An 18,281-nucleotide genomic window follows, 5' to 3' on the forward strand; every position below is an offset into this window, starting at 1 on the left:
GTTCGCACAGCAAGGGGTGCGGACCCCGCGTCATGGAAAAGACTGTTACGACAGGCGGTCCATGAGATCCGCCGTCTGTGCGTGCCGGGTACATCCGCGCTCGGCGAACGACTGCACCACCCTCTCGCGAACCTCGGGGCGCTGTTCCTGGCTGAGTTTGAACATTCCCTCGGCCTTGGTCACCCGGACACGGAAGGCTCCCACACCCGGCACTATCTTCCGGAAATAGTCGATGGATTCACTCATGTCCCAGCTGTCGCCGAATTCCTTCTCGAACGCTCGTACCGTCGCCTGTACGACGCCCAGCGTCTCCTCCGTCGACTCGACCTTTTCTACCTCTCCGTGCACGTGTACCGAGGTGAAATTCCAGGTAGGGGCAGCCGGAGTTATTCCGTAAACAGTGGGGGAGACGTAAGCGTGCGGTCCGGTGAATGTCAGCAGGACCATCGACCCGGTGTCCAGTGCCGCCCAGTGCGGATTGGCCCGGTTCATGTGACCCAGCAAAGGCATCCCGGACAAGTCCGCGGCGGGTAGTCCCTCCCATCGAGGGTCGGTGATGACCGGAAGATGGGTGGCGATTGGTCCTTCGCCGGGAGTTCCGTTGCTGGCCATCAGCGCCAGAGGGTTTCCGCGCATCAGGTCGACCATCCATGAAACGTCCGGTTCCCGGTAGTGGTTGGGGACGAACATGCGGCACTCACCCTTCGTGGTGTGACGGGAACAGGAACTTTGCGACGTTGAGTCCGCGAGACGCTGCAATGACGCGGTGAAGGTTCGGCTATTCGACGAAACCGTATTACTGTCCTGTCGGCAGGACAACCGGGCTCTCCAGCATGGCCTACGGTCGTCGTTGAAGCAATGAAAGGGAAGGCCGACACCTGCGAAAAATGCATCAGAATCCGAAAGATGGATGCCGAGTGCATTGATTCAAATTTTCGGCTGGTTTCCACGCGGCAGCCAGTACATTCGTTGGAGGCTCAGGTCCGCCCTCAGGGAATTCAAGGCAAGCGGTTACTGACCTTGGACTCGGGTTGTCCTTGGTGTGAGTGATGGTTTTCGGTGAGGCATCCGTCGATGTGATGGGGCGGTGCTGGACAGTCGCCTGCGCCGTAGCATTGACCAAGATGGCCTCGGCCAGATGGAGATCCGGTGGGTAGGGCTCGTAACACGATCATGATCGGTGTTTCTTCAGGCATCTCCAGCCGATGAGTGCGCAGGCGAGGGATACGAATGCGTCGTGCAATTCGGTGCGGCGTTCCCAGCGGAGGGCGAGGCGTTCGATGTGGTGGAGCAGGGCGAAGCTCTGCTCCACGACGTAGCGGAGTTTGCCCAGGCCCTGCAGGTTCGGTGCTCCTCTGCGGGGAATGACGGCAGGATCCGGCGCTTGCCCAGTTGGCGGCGGTTGGCCTTGGAGTCATAGCCCTTGTCGCCGAGCAGGCCGTCGGGGCGACGGCATGGTCTGCCGGGGATGCCGTCGACGAGGGCGAGGGTCTGGGTGATGTCGTTGACGTTGACTGCGGTGGTGATGACTTTGAGTGAGGAGCCGCGTCCACCACAGATCAGGTGGTGTTTGCTGCCCGTTTTCCGCCGGTCGACCAGCGACGGACCGGTGTCGGGCCCCCTTTTTCGCGCGGATGTGGGAGCCATCCACGCACGCTCTCGACCAGTCGAGCTCGCCGGCGGCGTTCAGTTCAGCGAGCAGGATGCGGAGCAACTGGTCGAAGACATCGGCCTGCTGCCATCGCTCAAGCCTGCGCCAGCAGGTCTGCCCGGAGCCGAATTCCAGTTCCAGGGGCAGGAGTTGCCAGGCCATGTCGTTATAGAGGACATACAGGACGCCCTGCAGGCAGAGCTGGTTCGCCACCGGCCGCGGCCCCGGCGACCGCTCCGGCCAGGGCGGCAGTAGGGGTTCGATCGGTGCCCACAAGTCGTCATCGACGATCCACGGCCGAGTACTCGCACCATCCCGAACGGCCGAATCGGTCAGGCCCGACCAGGACACATCAACAAGATCGTGCTACGAGCTCATAGAGGCGAATCAGGGGAGTGGGGAATGGTCATACGCAAGAGATCAAGGACCGGCATGGTCGGTCTGGCGGTACTCATGTTGACGGTCACCGCTTTCACGGGTTCAGCGCAGGCGTCGCGGAACGCGGCCTTCACGGCGGTTGAGCATCCTGCGACCCAGGGGGCGATGGACGCGGCTGTGAGGGCGGGCGTCCCCGGTGTCACCGCGGAAGCACGTGACGTCGAGGGAGACTGGAAGTCGGCGTCGGGTGTGGGGGACCTGAGGACGGGTGTGCCGCGGGGTAGCAACGACCGGTTCCGCGTCAGCAGTATCAGCGATACGTTTGTGGCGACGGTCCTGCTTCAGATGGAGGCGGAGAAGCGGCTCGACCTTGATGATGCCGTGGCACGTCACCTGCCCGGCCTGTTGTCGGGTTTTGGCAATTACGGCAGCGAGATCACCGTGCGGCAGCTTCTCAACCACACCAGTGGTCTGTTCGACTACCTCGCCGACCCGACGTACGCACAGACGTACCTGGAGGGAGAAGGCTACCTCCGGCACCGCTTCGACACCCTGACGCCGGAGCAACGCGTGAAGGTGGCACTGTCCCACGTGCCGTTGTTCGCACCTGGTGCTAGGCACTCGTTCTCCACGACCAACGATGTCCTGGCGGCGCTGATCGTCGAGAAGGTCGCCGACAGGTCGTATGAGGACGAGGTGCGTGACCGTATCCTCGAACCTCTGGGGCTCAGGGCGACCTCTTTTCCCGGGAACAAAGTCCGTCTGCCGCGGCCGGCTAGCCGCAGTTATTCCAGGCTTTTCGCCTCGCAGCCGGATCGGATCGACGATGTCACCGAGGTGAACGGATCACAGAACTGGGGCAGCGGCGACATCATCTCCAGTGCGGCGGATCTGAACCGGTTCTACGCGGCCCTGATGCGAGGGAAGCTGCTGCCGCCGCGGCAGTTGAAGGAGATGAAGACGACCATCGACAACCCTGATTTCCCGGGCGCGTCCTATGGCCTCGGCATCGAACGGTTTCAGCTGAGCTGCGGCACCACTCTCTGGTATCACGACGGGGGCATGGTGGGGTGGCTGACACTGGCCGCCACTACAGAGGACGGCCGTCACCAACTCACGCTCGACTACAACGCGAACTGGGGGGCGGAGACCATCCTGCCCATCGTGAGCGCCGAGTTCTGTCCCTCGCCTTCTTGATCCGGGCTGGCGACTGGACCCCAAGGCGACAGTTCTTGAGGAGCTCTTACTGTGCGACTCGGGGATCTTGGGTGAGGGATCACTTTCCTTGACGCCACCACAAGGGGCGGGGGAAGCCATGCGACACAAGGTATTGCTGAAACGCTCTCGGTCGGCGAGGGCGGTGGGTCGCGTTCTGGGGATCCTGTTCGGTAAGGCGTTCGATGTTCACGGCGATCGCGGTCAGGACGTGCTGGACGTGAGTCTTGGGAAGGCCGTGGTAACGGCAGCGGCGCGCCCGGTGGCCAAGGGCCAACTCGGCGATTGTGCCTTCGACTCCGGAGCGCACGGCGTAGAGCCGGCGCCAGGCGGGGTCCTGCTGGTCGGCGCGGTCCCAGGAATGGATCGATCCCCAGTTGTGTCCGACCAGGTGCACCGGGCGGTCGGGGCTCACGGCGTCGAGCACCGCCTCCAGGTCGGCTTCCAGGCGGGACATCCGGTAGGCGCGCAGACCCCTGGGCCGGTGGGAGGCACCGGCTCCCCGCACGTCGAAGGCGGTGACGTGGAAGCGGTCGGCCAGGCGTTCGGCGACCGGGTGCCACACGGCGCTGGTGTCCGGATAGCCGTGGACCAGCACCACCGCAGGAGCCGTGGACGCTCCCCATTGGTAGGCGGCCAACTCCACGCCGTCCGCGCCGTCGACGACGATTCGGCGGGCGGCCGGGCCGGTCATCGGCCACCACCGGCAGGGGTCAACTCGCCGTAGTCCAAACCGCCGTGGAAGAAGCTGGGCAGCACTGGCCAGTGCCGCTTGAAGGGGGCCAGCTCCGAGGAGGGCAGGATCTGCAGCCAGCGCGGATCGCGCCGGCTGGGGTCGGCGAGGGTCTTCTCCTTGATCATGGAGTCGTACTGGTCGAGAGAGTCCTCTTCAGTCCTGGCGGATGGTGATCGTCGTCCAGAGTCCGACGTGTATGTGGTCGCCGTCCTTCAACGGCACCGGCACGTAGGGGGCGATGGGGTCCTCGGCGCCGTTCACCGTGGTGCCGTTGGTGGAGCCGTTGTCTATGAGGGACCAGGTGGAGCCGGGTTGCTGGACGAGGAGGGCGTGTTCGTGGGAGACGCCCGGGTCCTTGGGGCCGCTGTCGAGGTCGATGAACGGGGTCTCGCCTGTGGACTGATGGCGTCGGCCGATGGTGATCACGGTGCGGGTGAGGGGGATGTGGAGGTCGGGGGAGTAGGTGGGGACGTGCAGTCCCTGGTCCTCGGGCTCGCTGTGGGCCATCACCCTGGCGAAGTAGTCGTGGTCGACGCGGACGGTGGCGGTCCAGGTCGGCGAGCCGGTGGGAACTTCCGCGCGAGGGGAGGGCTGCGAGGGAGATGGCTGTGGGACGGTGACGGCGCCGGCGCGCGTGAAGAAGTTGTAGCGGCATCCCTCGCAGAACTGGGCGAGATCCTCGCGGGGCGTACCGCAGTTGGGGCAGAGTTCGGCTGCGGACGGGGCCGGTGCGGCGGACATGCGGTGGCCGCACACCTCGCACCAGTCGTTGGTTTCGGACCGGTGACCGTTCGGGCAGTTCGACATGGCGCTCTTTCTCTCTTCGCCCCTCTACGTGCGGCGTGAGCTATTTCTTGTTCTTGACCCGTACGGTTTTCGTCGAGCGCGTCTCCAGTGTCATCTCGTCCGCGTCGGCCACCCGGGCCTTGAGCCGGACGGTGCCGCTCGCGACGTCGACGACATCCACCACCTTGGCCAGCAGCTTCGAGGTCTCGTCGTTGCCGGAGGCGCCCGCGAGCTGGACGGCGCGGCCCAGCTTGGCGGTCGCCGCGTCGAAGTCGCCCTGTTTACGGGCTTCCAGGCCCTCCTGGATGACCTGGGCGAGTTCGGCCTGCCCGGTGTAGTGGGCGACTTGGGGGTTGATGCGGGTGGAGGCGGCCATGTCGTCGGTCCAGCAGGCACGTACGAGGCCCTGGGCGACCGCCTGCGCCGTGCCTTCGGGCTGGGGGACCACGAGGGAGATCCGGGCGGCCAGCATCTCCTCGCCGACCTCCGAGCGGGGAACCCTGATGCAGACGTGGTAGTCACGGGACTCGTCGCCCCAGGAGCCGGTGGGATAGTCACCCGCGCGGGGGCCGGTGTCGGCGCGGCGGAGCGTCAGGTCCTCGAGCGTGGGGGCGACCTGCTTGACCCACTTCACTTCGGAGCCCTGCGGGGTCCAGACGCGCAGCGCCACATCGGCGACGCCCTTGCCCATCGCGTTCTCCATCATCAGCCGGAAGTCCTCGGCCAGGCCGGAGGGGTCGGCGACGATGTCCACGGAGCCCAGCAACGCCGAGGCGACATCGGTGAGTTCCTTGACCTCCCAGTCGGTGCCGACGCCCCGGGCGTCACAGGTGAAGCGTCCGGCGCAGGCGTCGAGCACGGCCCGTAGCGCTCCGGGTGCCTCGTGCTCGTTGCGGCCGTCGGTGAGCAGGATGCCGTGCCGTATCGGGACGTCGACCGTGGCGAGCAGCTCGTCGGCGAGCCACAGCCAACTGCCGATCGCGGTGCCGCCGTCCGCGGCGAGCTTGCCCATGGCCTGCTTGGCCTGGTGACGGGTGGCGGGATCGGCCACGGCAAGCCCGCCGTCGGCGGGGTAGACCTCGTAGGCCGCGTGGGTGCCGGCGATCACGGCGAAGGCCACGCCGTCGCGGATGGTGTCGATCGCGGCGGCGGTCGCGTCGCGGGCGTTCCGCATCTTGGTCGGCGGATTGTCCATCGAGCCGGAGCAGTCGACCATGATGACCACGGCCGCGTCCGGAGCCGTCCCATACATCCCGGCCGGGCTCCCGGCTCCCAGCCGCCGGCCGCCGAGGGTGCCACCGCCGGTCGCGGTCACGGTGACGATCGCGTTGACTTCACGGCCGCCCTCGGGAAGGTACTCGTTCTGGTAGATGTCGACGGCGAACTGCGGCACGTTCGACTTGGAGAAGACAGCCATCGATTGCGCTCCTTAGCGTGCTTTACGCAGGGTCGTGTTCGGTCGGCCCGGCAGGCACCGGGACCGGGAGGACCGCGACCGTCACGTTGTCGCGGCCGCCCCTGTCGAGCGCCACTTGCAGCAGAACTCGCGCGCACCGCAGGGGGTGCGTGCCGGCGTCCGCCGGTACCGCCGAGGCCAACTCCTCGGCGGATTCGGCGTAGTTCCACAAGCCGTCGGTGCACACCACCACTACTCCTGGTCCGTCCGGCTCGAAGGATGTGGTGTGCGGATCGAGTTCGGCCGCGTCCGCGCCAAGCCAGGCGGTGATGGCATGCGCGCGGCTGTCCGCGTATGCCTCCTCCTGGGACATCAGGCCCGCCGAGACCATCAGGGTTGCCCATGAGTCGTCCTCGGTGAGGCGGGAGGCAGGGGTGTCGCGGTCGTCCGGGATCCAGTACGCGCGGCTGTCGCCGATCCAGCCCACGGCGAAGATCTTGCCGGAGACGATGGTGCTCACACAGGTGCAGGCCGGGGCGTTGTCGTGCGGGGACTGGTCCTCTCCGGGGTCCTCGGAGGCGAGGTCGGTAACGGCCTGGCCTGCGCTGAGCAGCGCCTCACGTAGCGCGTCCTCGAACCGGGTGCCGCGCCGGAGTGCTTCGAGCAGTGACCCGTTGGCGCGCTCGGCGGCCGTGGCCGACGCGTCGTCCGGGCGGTACGCGGACGACACCCCGTCGCACACCACGGCCACGACGGCGGGGATGCCGTCGGGGAGTGCTGTCGTCGACAGCGCGAAGGCGTCCTCGTTGCGGTGGTGCCGCAGCCCCCGGTCACTGACCGCAGCCACGCCCTCCAACTCCTGCTCGTGGTGGTCGCGTTGGCGCGGTTCCTCGAAGGTCGGCCCGGGGGGCCGGCTCGCCGCCGAACTCCCCCTGGAGAGCGTGCCGTTGGAGGTCAGTTCCGTGCCGCACACGCCGCAGAACCTGTCGTCGGGCTCCAGGGGTTCTGCGCAGCAGGGGCTGGCGGTCGGTTGCGGCATGTGTCACACCCACGTCCAGGGGCGGAAGCGGTTGGCCCGCTCCACCAGTTCGACCGCTGAGCTGTCCTGCTGGGCGAGCCGGGCCAGCACACGGTAGGAGCGCTCCATGCCGAAGCGCAGCCCACGCTCGGTCAGGTCGCAGTCCAGCAGTCTGACCCCGATGGCTTCCGGGCCGGCGCCGGGGCTGCCGGAGAGCACCCAGTCGAGTGCGCTGCCCAGTACTTCGGTGGCGAGCTGTTCGCGCCGTTTGGCGTCGATACCGAGCTGCCGTAGCTCCTCCACCTGGACGGCTGACGCCCGTAGGTCTTCCAACGGCAGTTCCTGCGGCGGTCGTTCGCGCAGCCGGGCACGTATCGCGGCGACCCGGGCCGCGGTGAAGTGGATCGAGGCTTCCGGCACCGACTCCAACGCCGCTACGGCCCCGGCCCGTTGGTGCGAGGCGAGCAGCACGCGGGCGAGGCCGAACGCGGCGCTGACGTAGCGCTCGTCGGTGTTCCACACCAGCCGGTAATAGTCGGCGGCCTTGTCCAGTCGGCCCAGCGTCTCGGCGCAGATGCCCAGCGCCAGCTTGGGCGCGGACTCGCCCGGGAAGGCGTCGTACACGGCGTCGAAGGCCAGCGCGGCACTCTCGTGGTCGCCGGTCGCCAGCGCGGTCAGTCCCCGGTGCCACACTACGCGCCAGTCGTCGAGGTCGTCGTCGGCCAGCGCTGTCAGCATGCGCGTTGCCGCGTCGGTGTCGTCCGTCTCCAGCCGTGCCCTGAGGTCCCGCAGCCGTATCTCGACGGAGTCGACGGGCGCTGACCGCAAGGCCGTGATCAGTTCCGCCGGTACCGCGGCTGCCAGGCCCGCCAGGAACTTGGCGTTGGGGTCGGTCGGGTCCACCAGCGGCACCGGTAGGGCGAGGGCGGCGGCCCGCGCGTCGAGCCGTGCGACGGTGAGCGGGGCTCCTGTGCCGGCCTCGCCTGCCGGGCCGGAACCGGACGTGGTTGCCTTGCCCGCAGGGCGACTTGGCAGGGCGCCGGGGGACCCGTTCGCCGACCGACGTAGGGCAGCGCGCCGTACCGCGAGCGTGTGCGCGCCGAGGGTGGAGGTGTTGCCGGCCAGCGGTTCGACCAACTTGTCCTCCACGACCCGCAGTTCCTGCCCGAAGACGCTGGACAGGGCGGGGCGGGGCTTGCCGGTCTGTGAGGCCACGATCTCGCGGAGGACGCCGAGGAGTTGGTCCGTCATTTCCTCGGCGGAACCGAAGCGCTTGCCGGGGTCGGGGTCGGTGGCCCGGACGAGGAGCCGGTGGAAGGACTCGTACCGCGAGAAGACGGGGATCTTGTCGGGGTCGGGGAGGCTGTCGACGAAGACGGTCGTGTAGCCCTGGAAGTCGAAGGTGAGGATGGCGAGGGCGCGGGCCACTGTGTAGAGGTCGGAGGTGACGGACGGGCCGAACTCGGCGACTTCCGGTGCCTGATAGCCGATCGTGCCGTAGATCGCGGAGTCCTCGTCGTCCATGTGCCGGACCGCGCCCATGTCGATGAGTTCGAGCCGGTCCTCCTGCTGGATGGCGTTGTCGATCTTGAAGTCGCAGTACAGGAGTCCGCGCTTGTGGAGGTGGCCGAGGGCTTCCAGGGCCTCGACGGCGTACGCGATGGCCTGGTCGACCGGCAGCGGCTCACGCCGGCCGTCCGGGTCGCGCCGTTCGTCGGCGATCTCCTTGAGGGACTTGCCGCCGACGTACTCCATGACGATGTAGCCGTCGAGCGAGCCCGTGCGCTCGTCGAGATGCTCGACGAAGTTGTAGATGCGGACGATGTTGGGGTGCTCGATCTCGGCGAGGAACCGTCGCTCCGAGAGGGCGGCGGCCAGCGCGTCCTCGTCACCGGTGTCGAGCAGACCTTTCAGGACCACCCAGCGGTCGCTGACCGCGCGGTCGACGGCGAGATAGATCCAGCCGAGCCCGCCGTACGCCAGACAGCCCACGACCTCGTACTGGCCGTGGACGAGATCGCCCGCCCGCAGCTTGGGCGTGAAGGAGTACGGATGGCCGCACTTGCCGCAGAAGCCCTCCGCGTGCGCCGGGTGGCCACCACGGCTGCGACTGACCGGCAGGCCGCAGTCGCTCTTGCCGCAGTACCGGTGCCGCTCGGGGACCTGAGGGTTCTCCAGAACAGAAGTGGCCGGGTCGGGACGCGGGATGGGCGGTATGGCCACCAGGCCGGCGCCGAGCCTGGCGCGGGTCGGTCCACTGCCGCCGGAACCGGAGCGGCGCACGGTCACGGAGGCGCCGCCGATGCTGCCGGTGAGGGCGTGGGACAGTCGGCTGAGTGTGGAGCGGGGCGAGGCGCTGGGCGAGGGCGAGGAGTTCGCGGAGCTCTTACGGCTCAGGCCCCCGCTCGCGGATGATGCCCCGGTACGCCCGGCGCCCACCCGTTGGGGCACTGGGGCGCGCCCGCAGATGTCGCAGTACAGTTCGCCGCCGCCGACGTCCTCGATGGTTCCGGTGCAGCCCGGGCGTTGGCACTTGGTCATGGTGTCCACCTTGTTCCCCGTCTGATGTTCATGCGCAGGTTCACCGCCTCTCCCGGGGTCCCCGGGTCTTCTGGATGGCGGGGTGGTCCCAGTGGGTCCGCAGCAGGGAGATCACCCCGCAAGCCGATCTCAGGCACTCTCTCGCCCGAACGGGGGGAACTCGGCCAGCTGGCGGCGTAGGCCGATGACGGCGAGGCCGGCGATGACGACCACGGCGCCCGAGAGGCCCAGCGGTCCGGACAGCGCACTGCCGGCGCCTCCGGCGGCGGACTTCTCGTAGGCATCGGTGTTGATTTTGATCAGTTTCTGCAGTGCGGTGTCGAACTGTCCGAAGGCCCAGTTGGAATCGCCCGGCTTGTAGCTGACGCAGTACGCGATCGCTCCGGTCACGTCCCCGGAGGAGGCGAGGGCGCGTATACGGCGGTCGTCCTTTTGGTACACCTGGTAACGGGCGACGACGTCTTCCGCTTGCGCGCGCTCGCCCTTGAACGTGATGTTGCGGAACTCGTCGCCGAAGAAGCCGGTGAAGGGCAGGTCTTCCTGATTGGCCCGGTAAGCGTTCATGGCGGCGCCGGCCCGGGCGTCCCAGTCGCGGATGGTGGAGCCGGGCAGATGCATGAGCTGCTGGGTCTTGTCGAAGAAGTGCTGTTCATGTTCGGCGGCGAGCGGCTGGTCCAGCAGGTAGCGGGACTCGTCGGCGTTGGCGTCGTAGGCGACGGCGCGGGCACGGGTGAGAGCGACGACGGAATCGTAGGCGTCACGGCGAGCGCCGTGCAGGTACTCCTGCTGGCCGGAGATCTGCACGGTCGCGGTGATGGAGACGCCGATGGCGATGAGGACCGCAGCCGCCAGGGCCGGATTCACCAAGCGCCGGAACCGGACGGTGAGGAAGAGCTGTAGGACGACGAGTACGACGATCAGCAGCAGGCCGGCGGCGAGGACGGCGATCCGGGCCGAGGACATCTTGTCCGTGGTGGTGGCGTAGGTCGTGTTGAAGGCGATGTTGTTCGCCGTGACCAGTTGGTCGGCCTCCGGCAGGAGACGGGTACGCATCAGGTCGGTGGTGGACCGGTAGGCGGCCAGCGTGCCCGGGTCGGTCTTCCCCGCGGCGTAGCCCTTCTGCTTGCCGAGGAGCAGCGCGTGGGACGCGCCCTCCTCGTAACTGCCGAAGTCGGCGATGGCCTGCGCGACGGACGCTTCCGCCACCGGATCACCCTGGGCCGAGACCGAGAGGTCACGGAGGTAGACGCCGGCCTGGTTGCGCCGCTGGTTGTAGATGTGGGCGGCGGTGCCGCGGTCGTCGGCGAGGTCCGAACTGGTGCCGAACATCAGCTGGTTGGCCAGCTGGGCGTCCATGTCGTTGAGCGTGAAGTACAGGCCGGTGGCGCTGGTGATCTGGGGTGCGGAGTGGTTGCGGATGTCCGACCAGGAGGAGCGCGCGAACAGGCCGGTCACGACGAGCGCGATGACGAGCAGCGCCGAGGCGCTCAATGTGGCACCGCGCAGCAGTCTCAACCATTTGGGGACGGTTGTCGGGAGACGGCCGCGCCACAGCTTCGGCGGTCTGAGGCGCGGCCGACGTATTCCGCGGAGCGGCCGGCGTATTCGGCTGTTGGGGGAGACACGCGGTTCGCGGTGCCTTCCCCGGGAAGGCCGGGGGGAGTTGGCCCCCGTCGGAGCCGACGCCTGGGGCGGTGCCGCAGGGCGCTGTTCCGTGGCGGCGCTGGTGTCCGGCATTGCGTTGAGTCCCCTTCGCGCTGCGGAGCGGCCTGCGCCGCGCTTTCCGCGGGGCCACTCTTGCGTCTCGAACGCGGGATAACCCTGTCTTGTCGCGACTTTGACGCCGCATCAACGGGACCTTGACGCGGTGCTGACGAGGTGGGTGGGACGGGGGAGTTGGGGGCGGGGCTGTTCGAACAGCGGGCACGTACCTCCCGGGAGAACGAAGGCGGCACCGGTGCCCGCCGCACGGCCCGCTCGTGTCCGCGGGTCAGTTCGTGGTGGATCGCCGCTCGGCGAGGCCCCAGCGCCCTCACGGCCACGACCTCAAGCGCCCCATCGCGGTGGTGCGCCGACTATCCGAGGAGCAGGCCCGCGCCCAGGAGAATGAAGACGGCGCCCACGCCCGCCATCGAGTACTCCCATGCCGTGCGCTCGTGCCCGTACAACACCAACTCGCGGGGATCTTCGGGGTCGTATCTGACGAGCACATGGCTGCCTTCGGGCAGAGGATGCCGCTTGGACGCGGGTACGGGTGAGCCGACCTCCATGACCCGCCCGTCCCCAGTCGTGTACCGCAGTACCGGCCGTGGGTTGTCCTCGCCACCGACCGCGCCGGTGCGTTTCACCAGCGCCCACACATCGACGCCCGCGCGGCGCAGTCGACGGATCCGGCGCAGACCGACGAGGCCCGTCAGCAGTGCCACCGTGCCACTCACGCCGGTGAATCCGGCCGTCGTGATGACGGCTCCCTGCGACATCCCTGGTCTCCCTCCGCTGTGCGGGGTCCGCCCTCGCACGGTGAGTGTCCGTCGTGCGCGGGGCCTCAGCGCCGGGCGTGGCGGATCTTCAGCCGTCCGTACCCCATGACCCCGGAAACCCGGATCCTCGGCCCGCCAGGACGTGAGGGTCGCCGAGGCTTGTATCTCGGGTCCTTCCACTCGGTGCGCAGATCTTCGATCTCGACGATCGCGTCGCGGGGCACCGTGATCCTGGCTCTGCCGTACGGGAGTTGCAGCTCGATGTCGACGACAGGGTGCTCGAAGACCGCCCGGGACAGGTCCAGGTTCACCTTTCCGTATGCGGACTCGACCTTGAGGATCCGCGGCACCCGCCATGCGCCGCGTCGCCGGATCCACCCGCTGGCGGCGGCAATCGTGGACGTGGTGGCAGGCTTCTCCGCCGGGAGCGGGGCCATGGCTGACACGAGCTCGCCGCGCGTCGCGACAGCGAGCACCTGGTGGAGGAGTTCGTCCATCTCCTCGTGGGAGATGTGCCCTTCGGCGTACGCCTCCTGAAGGCGCTGTACGGCCGTGTCGCGGTCGTCTTCGCTGATCCGTGGCGGCGGGTATTCCGGCAGGGACGTCACCGTTTCACTCTAGTGCCGTGCCGGTGCTGCGAACGCGCCGAGGCCCGCAGTGGGCAGTGCATCCGATGGGGAGGCCGACCGCTCGACACCATGACCGCGGCCTGAAGCGCGGCTGCGGCGGCCGGTCGGATGCTCAGTCCCGCTGGCCGTCAGCCGGTGCCTTCAGCAGCCGTTCCAACTCGCTCCCGGCCTCGTCGTACCCGGCGTCCGAAATCCGTTGCAGCTCGCGCAGGTCGCCGGCTGCGGCTGCACGTCGCGTGAGCAGGAACCCGGCGCGCATGGACCCCTCATCCAACAGCTCGCTCAGCTCCCCGAGGTCGCCGGCCGCGTCGACGAGGTCGGCCAGCCGGTCCAGGGCGGTCTCGTTGCCCTCGTCGGCCAGCTCGCGCAGGGTCTCCCGGTCGATGTTCGTGTTCGCCATGCCCCCATGCTGCGACCCTGCCCCAGGGGAAAGGTCAAGTGGGACGATGTCCGGGTGATCACGATCGGGCAGTTGGCCAAGTACGTAGGGGTGTCGACCAAGACCATCCGCGTCTACCACGACAAGGGACTGCTTCCCGAACCCGACCGTGATGCCTCGGGCTACCGGCGGTACGGCGCGGACCACGCCGTCGACCTGATCAAGATCCGCACCCTCGCCGAAGCCGGCGTTCCCCTGGCGCGTATCCGGTACCTGCGGTCGGCGACCGACGAGGAGTTCCAGCGGGCGCTGCGCGAGATCGACGACGACCTCACCGCCCGTATCCATGGCCTGCGGGCAACGCAGGGACGCCTGCGCCGGCTGGCCGCCGGGCGTCTGGCACCGCTGCGCACCGAGGTCGGTGCCCATCTGGCGGACCTGGCCCGGTGGGGATTCACTCCTCGCTGGGTGGACCTGCAACGCGATCTGTGGATCCTCGTGTTCGCCACCCACCCGGACCACGCGATCACCTTGTTCCACGACCAGGCCGAGAGCCTCGCCGACCCGGCGCTACGGAAGCTTTTCCTCGCCTACGATCACGCGCACGACCTCGACCCCGACGATCCCCGCATCGACGACCTCGCCCACCGGATCGCCGAGGCACATCGGGCACGCTACGGACCCGACGAACCGCCCCGGTTGGACACAGCCTCCGAGATCCCGGCGCTCATCCAGGGCACGGTCAACGCCTCGTCCCCGGCGTGGCAGCGACTCGACGCACTCATCCGCGCACAACTGGACGCGTAACTCGACGTGTACGGAGGCAGGTCCGGGCTGCGTGCGGAAATCAGTCAGTGCACTCTCGTGATGTCAGGAAAGTCCCGACTCCCGTAGGACCGCCTGTGCCGTCTCGTCGTCGATGCGCCGGCCCAGTCGGTCGAGGACGTCCGCTCCGTGGCGGAGCGTTCCGCGTTCCAGGGAGCGGCGGACGCCCGTGTCCAGTTCGTGCCAGAGCAGGGGGTTGGCGGCGAGGACCCGGGGATCGAGTTCCAGGCTGTGGCCGTGGACGTCCCGCAGGACCAGGTGGGAGGAGACGCCCTCGTACTGTCGTACGGCTGCCAGGGCGTCCGTGCGGACCATGTGCCGGCGCCAAGGGGTGCGCACCGCGACCCAGCCGGGGCCCGCACTCACCCGCTGCGGCAGGAGGATGACGCATACAGCGGCCGACATGGTGACCCAGAGCACGGCGCGGAGCGGCGTCAGACTTCCCGCGTCCCAGTCGACCAGCAGGCTCATGGCGCAGAACAGCAGGGCACAGGTCACCGCGAGCCGGGCGCTGCCACGCCAGTGGCGGTCGCCGGCTTGGACCACCGGTCTGTTGTGCCTCATGACGCTGACGCTAGGCGCGTGTGTGCACCTGAGGGGCCGGCACTGACGGGCTCCTGACGGCGTACCGGCGAATCTTGACGGGATCCTGACGGCGAGGGCCGCTCAGCCGGTGTGGACGCGCGGTCGGCGGGCCCGGTCCGGTTCCGCCTCGCGCAGGACCTCCCGGGTGACCGGGGCGACCTCGCCCTGGCCGAAGAGGAAGAACCGCAGGAAGTTGGCGAAGGGCCCGCCCTCGGTCCACTCGAAGTAGATGTGCGGGATGCAGCCTGTCGTGTCGCGGACGTGGAGGAGCAGCGCGGCCAGGGCGTTGGGGATGGAGGAGGACTCCAGGGTCAGCACCCGGTAGCGGTTGTGCAACACCTCGCCGCGCACAGTGAGGCCCGACTCGAACTCGGAGGCGTCGAGGACCGTCACCTCGACGAAGACGAAGTCCTCCTGCTCGGGCAGATCGTTGTCGTTGCGGATCTGTTCGATCTTGTCCCGGTACTCGGCCTTGTCGCGCCGGTCGGGCTCGTTGGCGAGGAAACGGATCTTGCGGCTGGAGATGTCCCGGATGAATCGTTCCGCCATGGGGTCCAACTGCACGCTGGTGACGCGGAGTTCGAAGGCGCGTGCCAGTCTGGACAGCAGGGAGACCAGGATGATGCCGGCGATGAAGCAGGCGCCGATCTTGACTCCGTCGGGGCGCTCGACGACGTTCGCCCCGGTGACGTAGAGGAGGACCGCCGAAACGATGGCGAAGCCGATGGTCAAGCCCTGCTGCGCGGCACGGCGAGCGGCAATGGTCACCGCGATCGCCGCCGAGGACATCAGCACCAGGACGCCGGTGGCGTAGGCGCCGCCCTGGGCGTCCACGTTCGCGTCGAAGATCCAGGTGACCAGGAAGCCGATCAGGGTGAAGACGATGACCATCGGGCGGACGGCGCGGGCCCAGTGCGGGGCCATGCCGTAGCGGGGCAGATAGCGCGGCATCAGGTTGAGCAGGCCGGCCATCGCGGAGGCGCCGGCGAACCACAGGATGGCGATCGTCGAGACGTCGTAGACCGTGCCGAAGGCGCCGCCCAGATACTGGTGCGCCAGATAGGCCAGGGCGCGGCCGTTGGCCTGGCCGCCGGTCTTGAACTCCTTCTCCGGGATCAGCCATGTGGTGATGAAGCTGGTGGCGATCAGGAAGACGCTCATGATGAGCGCGGCGGCGGTGAGCAGCTTCTTGGTGTCGCGGATACGCCCCTTGGGGTTCTCCTCCGTGTCGCTGTCGTCGCCCTTCACATGGGGCATGACGGCGACGCCGGTCTCGAAGCCGGACAGGCCGAGCGCCAGCTTGGGGAAGACCAGCAGGGACACACCGATCATCGCGAACACGTTTCCGTGCTCGGCTGTCAATGCGCTCGACCAGTCGGTGACCACATGGCCCGCGGCGCCGACGTGCCACAGGCCGACGATGACAACCACGACGTTCAGCGCGAGGTAGACGGCCACGAGGACGACCGCGACGCCGATGGCCTCCAGGAAGCCCTTGAGGAACACCGCACCGAGCAGGGCGACGAGGACGAGGGTGATCAGCATCTGCTTGTCGTGCAGGGTGCTGGTCAGGTGCGGGTTCTCGACCAGGTGTGTTGAGGCGTCGGCGGCCGACAGGGTGATGGTGATCAGGAAGTCGGTCGCGGCGAAGCCGAGCAGGGTGAGGACGAACAGCTTGCCCTTCCAGAACGACAGCAGCCGTTCCAGCATGGCGATGGAGCCCTCGCCGTGAGGGCTCTCCTCGGCGACCCGGCGGTACACGGGCAGGGCGCCGGCCAGCGTGACCACGACGAGCACGATGGTCGCGATCGGAGAGAGCAGTCCGGCCGCGAGGGCCGCGATGCCGGGCTGGTAGCCCAGGGTGGAGAAGTAGTCGACACCAGTCAGGCACATCACCCGCCACCAGCGCCGGCCCTTGTGCGGAGGCTCCGGTTCGGCATGGGGTCCGGTGTGGCCGCCGGTCCTGCCCATGTCGGCCAGGCCCTCCAGCATCCACGCACGCATACGACGCGGTGGGCGTTCGGTGGCGACCATCGGTGTGCTCCTGGTGCGCGGGTCGGTGTGGGGTTCCGGCCATCACGCGGACGGTGGCACCAGCGTAGGCAGAGAGTGACGCCTGAGCACACGGGGAGACCGCTGCACGAGCGTTAGGACTCCGTTAAGAGAGGCTGGTGCGTGCCGACGGAACATCGGGACTGGGAGGTCGGGGCCGAACACCCAACGTTATTTCGTTGTGGGGTCGGCTACCTGCCTCATACCGGCCGCACGCATACGCCACCCTTGGCCGTCTGCGAGGTGACACTGTGCACCCCCGCGCCCGAGGTACGGATGAACCACGGCTTCTTCACGCTCACCAGGGAACGCGGACTGAACGCCGTGGGCGAAGCGGACACCTGGTCGCACCCGGGCGTCCGGGCAGGGCCCCTGGCCCATCATGCGTCGGCGGGCGCGGAGTTCCCGATCTGCACGGCCATCCTGCGAAATGGGTACCGCATGGGCGAACGCCTGCTGCGATCGGCGGTGGTGAAGGTGCCGGGGCCGCCGCTCTGAACCGAACCGCCTGGCGCGGCGTCGTTGCGCGAGGGTCAACTGCCGTAGAACCAAAGGACACTGCCCGAAGAGACAATTCCGCCCCCGTCACGTCCCCTCTTACGCTCCATGGCGTCAACATCGACAACCCATGCGAAGAGGGGGCTCCCCGCGTGACCATCAGGACCGCGATACGCAGGACCACAACGCTTGCTCTGTTCAGCTCCGTCCTCATCGGCAGCCTCGCCGGAACCGGCGTCGCCGCCCCGGCTGCCTCCGTCCCTCAGTGCAAGGGCGAGTTCAAGCACGCCGTCTCCAACGTGAAGTTCTCCCGTATGCCCAACGGTCGGCTCACCTGGAGCTTCAAGCTGACCGCCGCGGCGAAGAGGAACCTCGGCTCCCTGGTCAACGTCTCGATGCCGCAAGCCTTCGTCTCCGGCCATGAGATCAACCCGCCCTACGGCCCCCACACTCGCGCGAGCAGCTACGACTTCCACTCGAGCATCAAGACCTACCAGCGCAAGGGCAGCGGTCACAACTACACCATCAAGACCAACGACGAGATCAGCTTCTACTGGCTGATCAAGAGCATCAGCCACCCGAGGTCCGGCGCCTACCGCACGATCACGTGCAAGGTACCCTCGGCCTGATCCCGCACGTGGGGAAAGAAGGGGAGATGAGCCGGGTGAAGAACGTTTCCGTTCTGGGCGGACGCCACGAGCTGACCATCGAGGGCTTCGCCACCACCACCGAACACATGGAGCTGCACTACCGCCTTACTCCCCCTCTTCCTCAGAGCGAATCCGACGAGGAGAACGAGGCCGGCAACGACGAGCCGTACGTCTTTCTCGCCGTGGAAGCGCTCGACGACGTCGGCAACGAATACCTCGATTCGGGAGGAGCCTTCGGCCTCTCACCCGATGGCAGCGCCACCGAGGGTTCCCTCTCGGTGCAGCCCGGACCGTATGAGGATGCCCGTTCGGTCACCCTGCACCTCATCCTGTTCGACGGCACACGTGAGGAGACCCACGACTTCACGTTCCCGCTCGAAGCCGCCGCCGGATAACCCGACGAGTACCTGCGGCTCAGCGGCCCTCCCGCCGGGGAAGGCCGCTGAGCCTCGCAGGGCCGTC

At 67.9% G+C, this 18,281-nt stretch carries 17 protein-coding genes and 2 pseudogenes; 5 read left to right on the top strand and 14 right to left on the bottom strand.

The window, feature by feature from the left end; translation table 11 throughout:
* Positions 1-45: 45 nt before the first annotated feature.
* Together OH768_RS47435 and OH768_RS47440 are read right to left on the bottom strand one after the other, a co-directional pair.
* Positions 46-690, bottom strand: a complete 645-nt coding sequence (locus tag OH768_RS47435) for an FMN-binding negative transcriptional regulator (RefSeq protein ID WP_406463230.1) — start codon at positions 688-690, stop codon at positions 46-48.
* Positions 691-1,171: 481 nt separating this feature from the next.
* Positions 1,172-1,942, bottom strand: a pseudogene (locus OH768_RS47440) (IS5 family transposase).
* A gap of 141 nt (positions 1,943-2,083) precedes the next feature.
* Between OH768_RS47440 and OH768_RS47445 the strand changes: the two are divergent.
* Positions 2,084-3,226, top strand: a complete 1,143-nt coding sequence (locus OH768_RS47445) for a serine hydrolase domain-containing protein (RefSeq protein ID WP_406463232.1) — start codon at positions 2,084-2,086, stop codon at positions 3,224-3,226.
* Between the two features lie 79 nt (positions 3,227-3,305).
* Here OH768_RS47445 and OH768_RS47450 read toward each other — a convergent pair whose 3' ends face one another.
* The 10 genes and pseudogenes from OH768_RS47450 to OH768_RS47495 all read right to left on the bottom strand — a co-directional run bounded on the left by OH768_RS47450 (position 3,306) and on the right by OH768_RS47495 (position 13,230).
* A complete protein-coding gene (locus OH768_RS47450; protein WP_406463234.1) occupies positions 3,306-3,938 on the bottom strand; it encodes an alpha/beta fold hydrolase in 633 nt (210 codons plus the stop codon).
* On the bottom strand, positions 3,935-4,105 hold the full coding sequence (locus tag OH768_RS47455; protein WP_406463236.1) for a hypothetical protein: 171 nt from the start codon (positions 4,103-4,105) through the stop codon (positions 3,935-3,937). The genes OH768_RS47450 and OH768_RS47455 overlap by 4 nt, the downstream gene beginning before the upstream one ends.
* Before the next feature lie 28 nt (positions 4,106-4,133).
* Positions 4,134-4,721: an FHA domain-containing protein gene (locus tag OH768_RS47460; protein ID WP_406463237.1), complete on the bottom strand. Its 588-nt coding sequence runs from the start codon at positions 4,719-4,721 to the stop codon at positions 4,134-4,136.
* Between the two features lie 106 nt (positions 4,722-4,827).
* On the bottom strand, positions 4,828-6,183 hold the full coding sequence (locus tag OH768_RS47465; protein ID WP_406463238.1) for a VWA domain-containing protein: 1,356 nt from the start codon (positions 6,181-6,183) through the stop codon (positions 4,828-4,830).
* Between the two features lie 22 nt (positions 6,184-6,205).
* Positions 6,206-7,198 (bottom strand): annotated as a pseudogene (locus OH768_RS47470) (PP2C family protein-serine/threonine phosphatase); the annotation flags it as partial.
* 6 nt (positions 7,199-7,204) lie between these two features.
* Positions 7,205-9,721 (bottom strand): tetratricopeptide repeat protein, encoded by a 2,517-nt coding sequence (locus OH768_RS47475; protein ID WP_406463240.1) that lies wholly within the window; start codon positions 9,719-9,721, stop codon positions 7,205-7,207.
* 129 nt (positions 9,722-9,850) lie between these two features.
* Positions 9,851-11,236, bottom strand: coding sequence for a hypothetical protein (locus tag OH768_RS47480; protein ID WP_406463241.1), 1,386 nt, complete (start codon positions 11,234-11,236; stop codon positions 9,851-9,853).
* A 560-nt stretch (positions 11,237-11,796) separates the two neighbouring features.
* Positions 11,797-12,201: a DUF3592 domain-containing protein gene (locus OH768_RS47485; RefSeq protein ID WP_406463243.1), complete on the bottom strand. Its 405-nt coding sequence runs from the start codon at positions 12,199-12,201 to the stop codon at positions 11,797-11,799.
* Positions 12,202-12,266: 65 nt separating this feature from the next.
* The gene (locus OH768_RS47490) at positions 12,267-12,809 is read right to left on the bottom strand and encodes a DUF1707 domain-containing protein (RefSeq protein WP_406463245.1); all 543 of its coding nucleotides are present in this window, start codon (positions 12,807-12,809) and stop codon (positions 12,267-12,269) included.
* Between the two features lie 133 nt (positions 12,810-12,942).
* Positions 12,943-13,230 carry a hypothetical protein gene (locus tag OH768_RS47495; RefSeq protein WP_406463247.1) on the bottom strand — a complete coding sequence of 96 codons (288 nt, stop codon included), beginning with the start codon at positions 13,228-13,230 and terminating at the stop codon, positions 12,943-12,945.
* Positions 13,231-13,284: 54 nt separating this feature from the next.
* Here OH768_RS47495 and OH768_RS47500 point away from each other — a divergent pair, with 54 nt between their 5' ends.
* Positions 13,285-14,016: a MerR family transcriptional regulator gene (locus tag OH768_RS47500; RefSeq protein WP_406463249.1), complete on the top strand. Its 732-nt coding sequence runs from the start codon at positions 13,285-13,287 to the stop codon at positions 14,014-14,016.
* Between the two features lie 63 nt (positions 14,017-14,079).
* Here OH768_RS47500 and OH768_RS47505 read toward each other — a convergent pair whose 3' ends face one another.
* Complete coding sequence (locus OH768_RS47505) at positions 14,080-14,598, bottom strand: hypothetical protein (RefSeq protein ID WP_406463250.1); 519 nt, start codon at positions 14,596-14,598, stop codon at positions 14,080-14,082.
* 102 nt (positions 14,599-14,700) lie between these two features.
* A complete protein-coding gene (locus OH768_RS47510) occupies positions 14,701-16,653 on the bottom strand; it encodes an amino acid transporter (protein WP_406463252.1) in 1,953 nt (650 codons plus the stop codon).
* A 261-nt stretch (positions 16,654-16,914) separates the two neighbouring features.
* Between OH768_RS47510 and OH768_RS47515 the strand changes: the two genes are divergently transcribed.
* From OH768_RS47515 to OH768_RS47525, 3 genes are all read left to right on the top strand, one after another.
* Positions 16,915-17,169 carry a hypothetical protein gene (locus OH768_RS47515; RefSeq protein WP_406463253.1) on the top strand — a complete coding sequence of 85 codons (255 nt, stop codon included), beginning with the start codon at positions 16,915-16,917 and terminating at the stop codon, positions 17,167-17,169.
* A gap of 152 nt (positions 17,170-17,321) precedes the next feature.
* Positions 17,322-17,798: a hypothetical protein gene (locus OH768_RS47520; RefSeq protein ID WP_406463255.1), complete on the top strand. Its 477-nt coding sequence runs from the start codon at positions 17,322-17,324 to the stop codon at positions 17,796-17,798.
* Positions 17,799-17,824: 26 nt separating this feature from the next.
* Entirely contained in the window at positions 17,825-18,214 is a 390-nt protein-coding gene (locus OH768_RS47525) for a hypothetical protein (protein ID WP_406463257.1), read from the top strand.
* Positions 18,215-18,281 lie beyond the last annotated feature (67 nt).

Source organism: Streptomyces sp. NBC_01622 (assembly GCF_045209635.1).
GTDB lineage: Bacteria > Actinomycetota > Actinomycetes > Streptomycetales > Streptomycetaceae > Streptomyces.

Coding starts and splice junctions, on each gene's coding strand:
- OH768_RS47455 (WP_406463236.1), bottom strand. CDS start 4,105: ATGATCAAGGAGAAGACCCTCGCCGACCCCAGCCGGCGCGATCCGCGC.
- OH768_RS47475 (WP_406463240.1), bottom strand. CDS start 9,721: ATGACCAAGTGCCAACGCCCGGGCTGCACCGGAACCATCGAGGACGTC.
- OH768_RS47495 (WP_406463247.1), bottom strand. CDS start 13,230: ATGGCGAACACGAACATCGACCGGGAGACCCTGCGCGAGCTGGCCGAC.
- OH768_RS47460 (WP_406463237.1), bottom strand. CDS start 4,721: ATGTCCGCCGCACCGGCCCCGTCCGCAGCCGAACTCTGCCCCAACTGC.
- OH768_RS47525 (WP_406463257.1), top strand. CDS start 17,825: ATGAGCCGGGTGAAGAACGTTTCCGTTCTGGGCGGACGCCACGAGCTG.
- OH768_RS47450 (WP_406463234.1), bottom strand. CDS start 3,938: ATGACCGGCCCGGCCGCCCGCCGAATCGTCGTCGACGGCGCGGACGGC.
- OH768_RS47445 (WP_406463232.1), top strand. CDS start 2,084: ATGGTCGGTCTGGCGGTACTCATGTTGACGGTCACCGCTTTCACGGGT.
- OH768_RS47465 (WP_406463238.1), bottom strand. CDS start 6,183: ATGGCTGTCTTCTCCAAGTCGAACGTGCCGCAGTTCGCCGTCGACATC.
- OH768_RS47510 (WP_406463252.1), bottom strand. CDS start 16,653: ATGGTCGCCACCGAACGCCCACCGCGTCGTATGCGTGCGTGGATGCTG.
- OH768_RS47435 (WP_406463230.1), bottom strand. CDS start 690: ATGTTCGTCCCCAACCACTACCGGGAACCGGACGTTTCATGGATGGTC.
- OH768_RS47505 (WP_406463250.1), bottom strand. CDS start 14,598: ATGAGGCACAACAGACCGGTGGTCCAAGCCGGCGACCGCCACTGGCGT.
- OH768_RS47485 (WP_406463243.1), bottom strand. CDS start 12,201: ATGTCGCAGGGAGCCGTCATCACGACGGCCGGATTCACCGGCGTGAGT.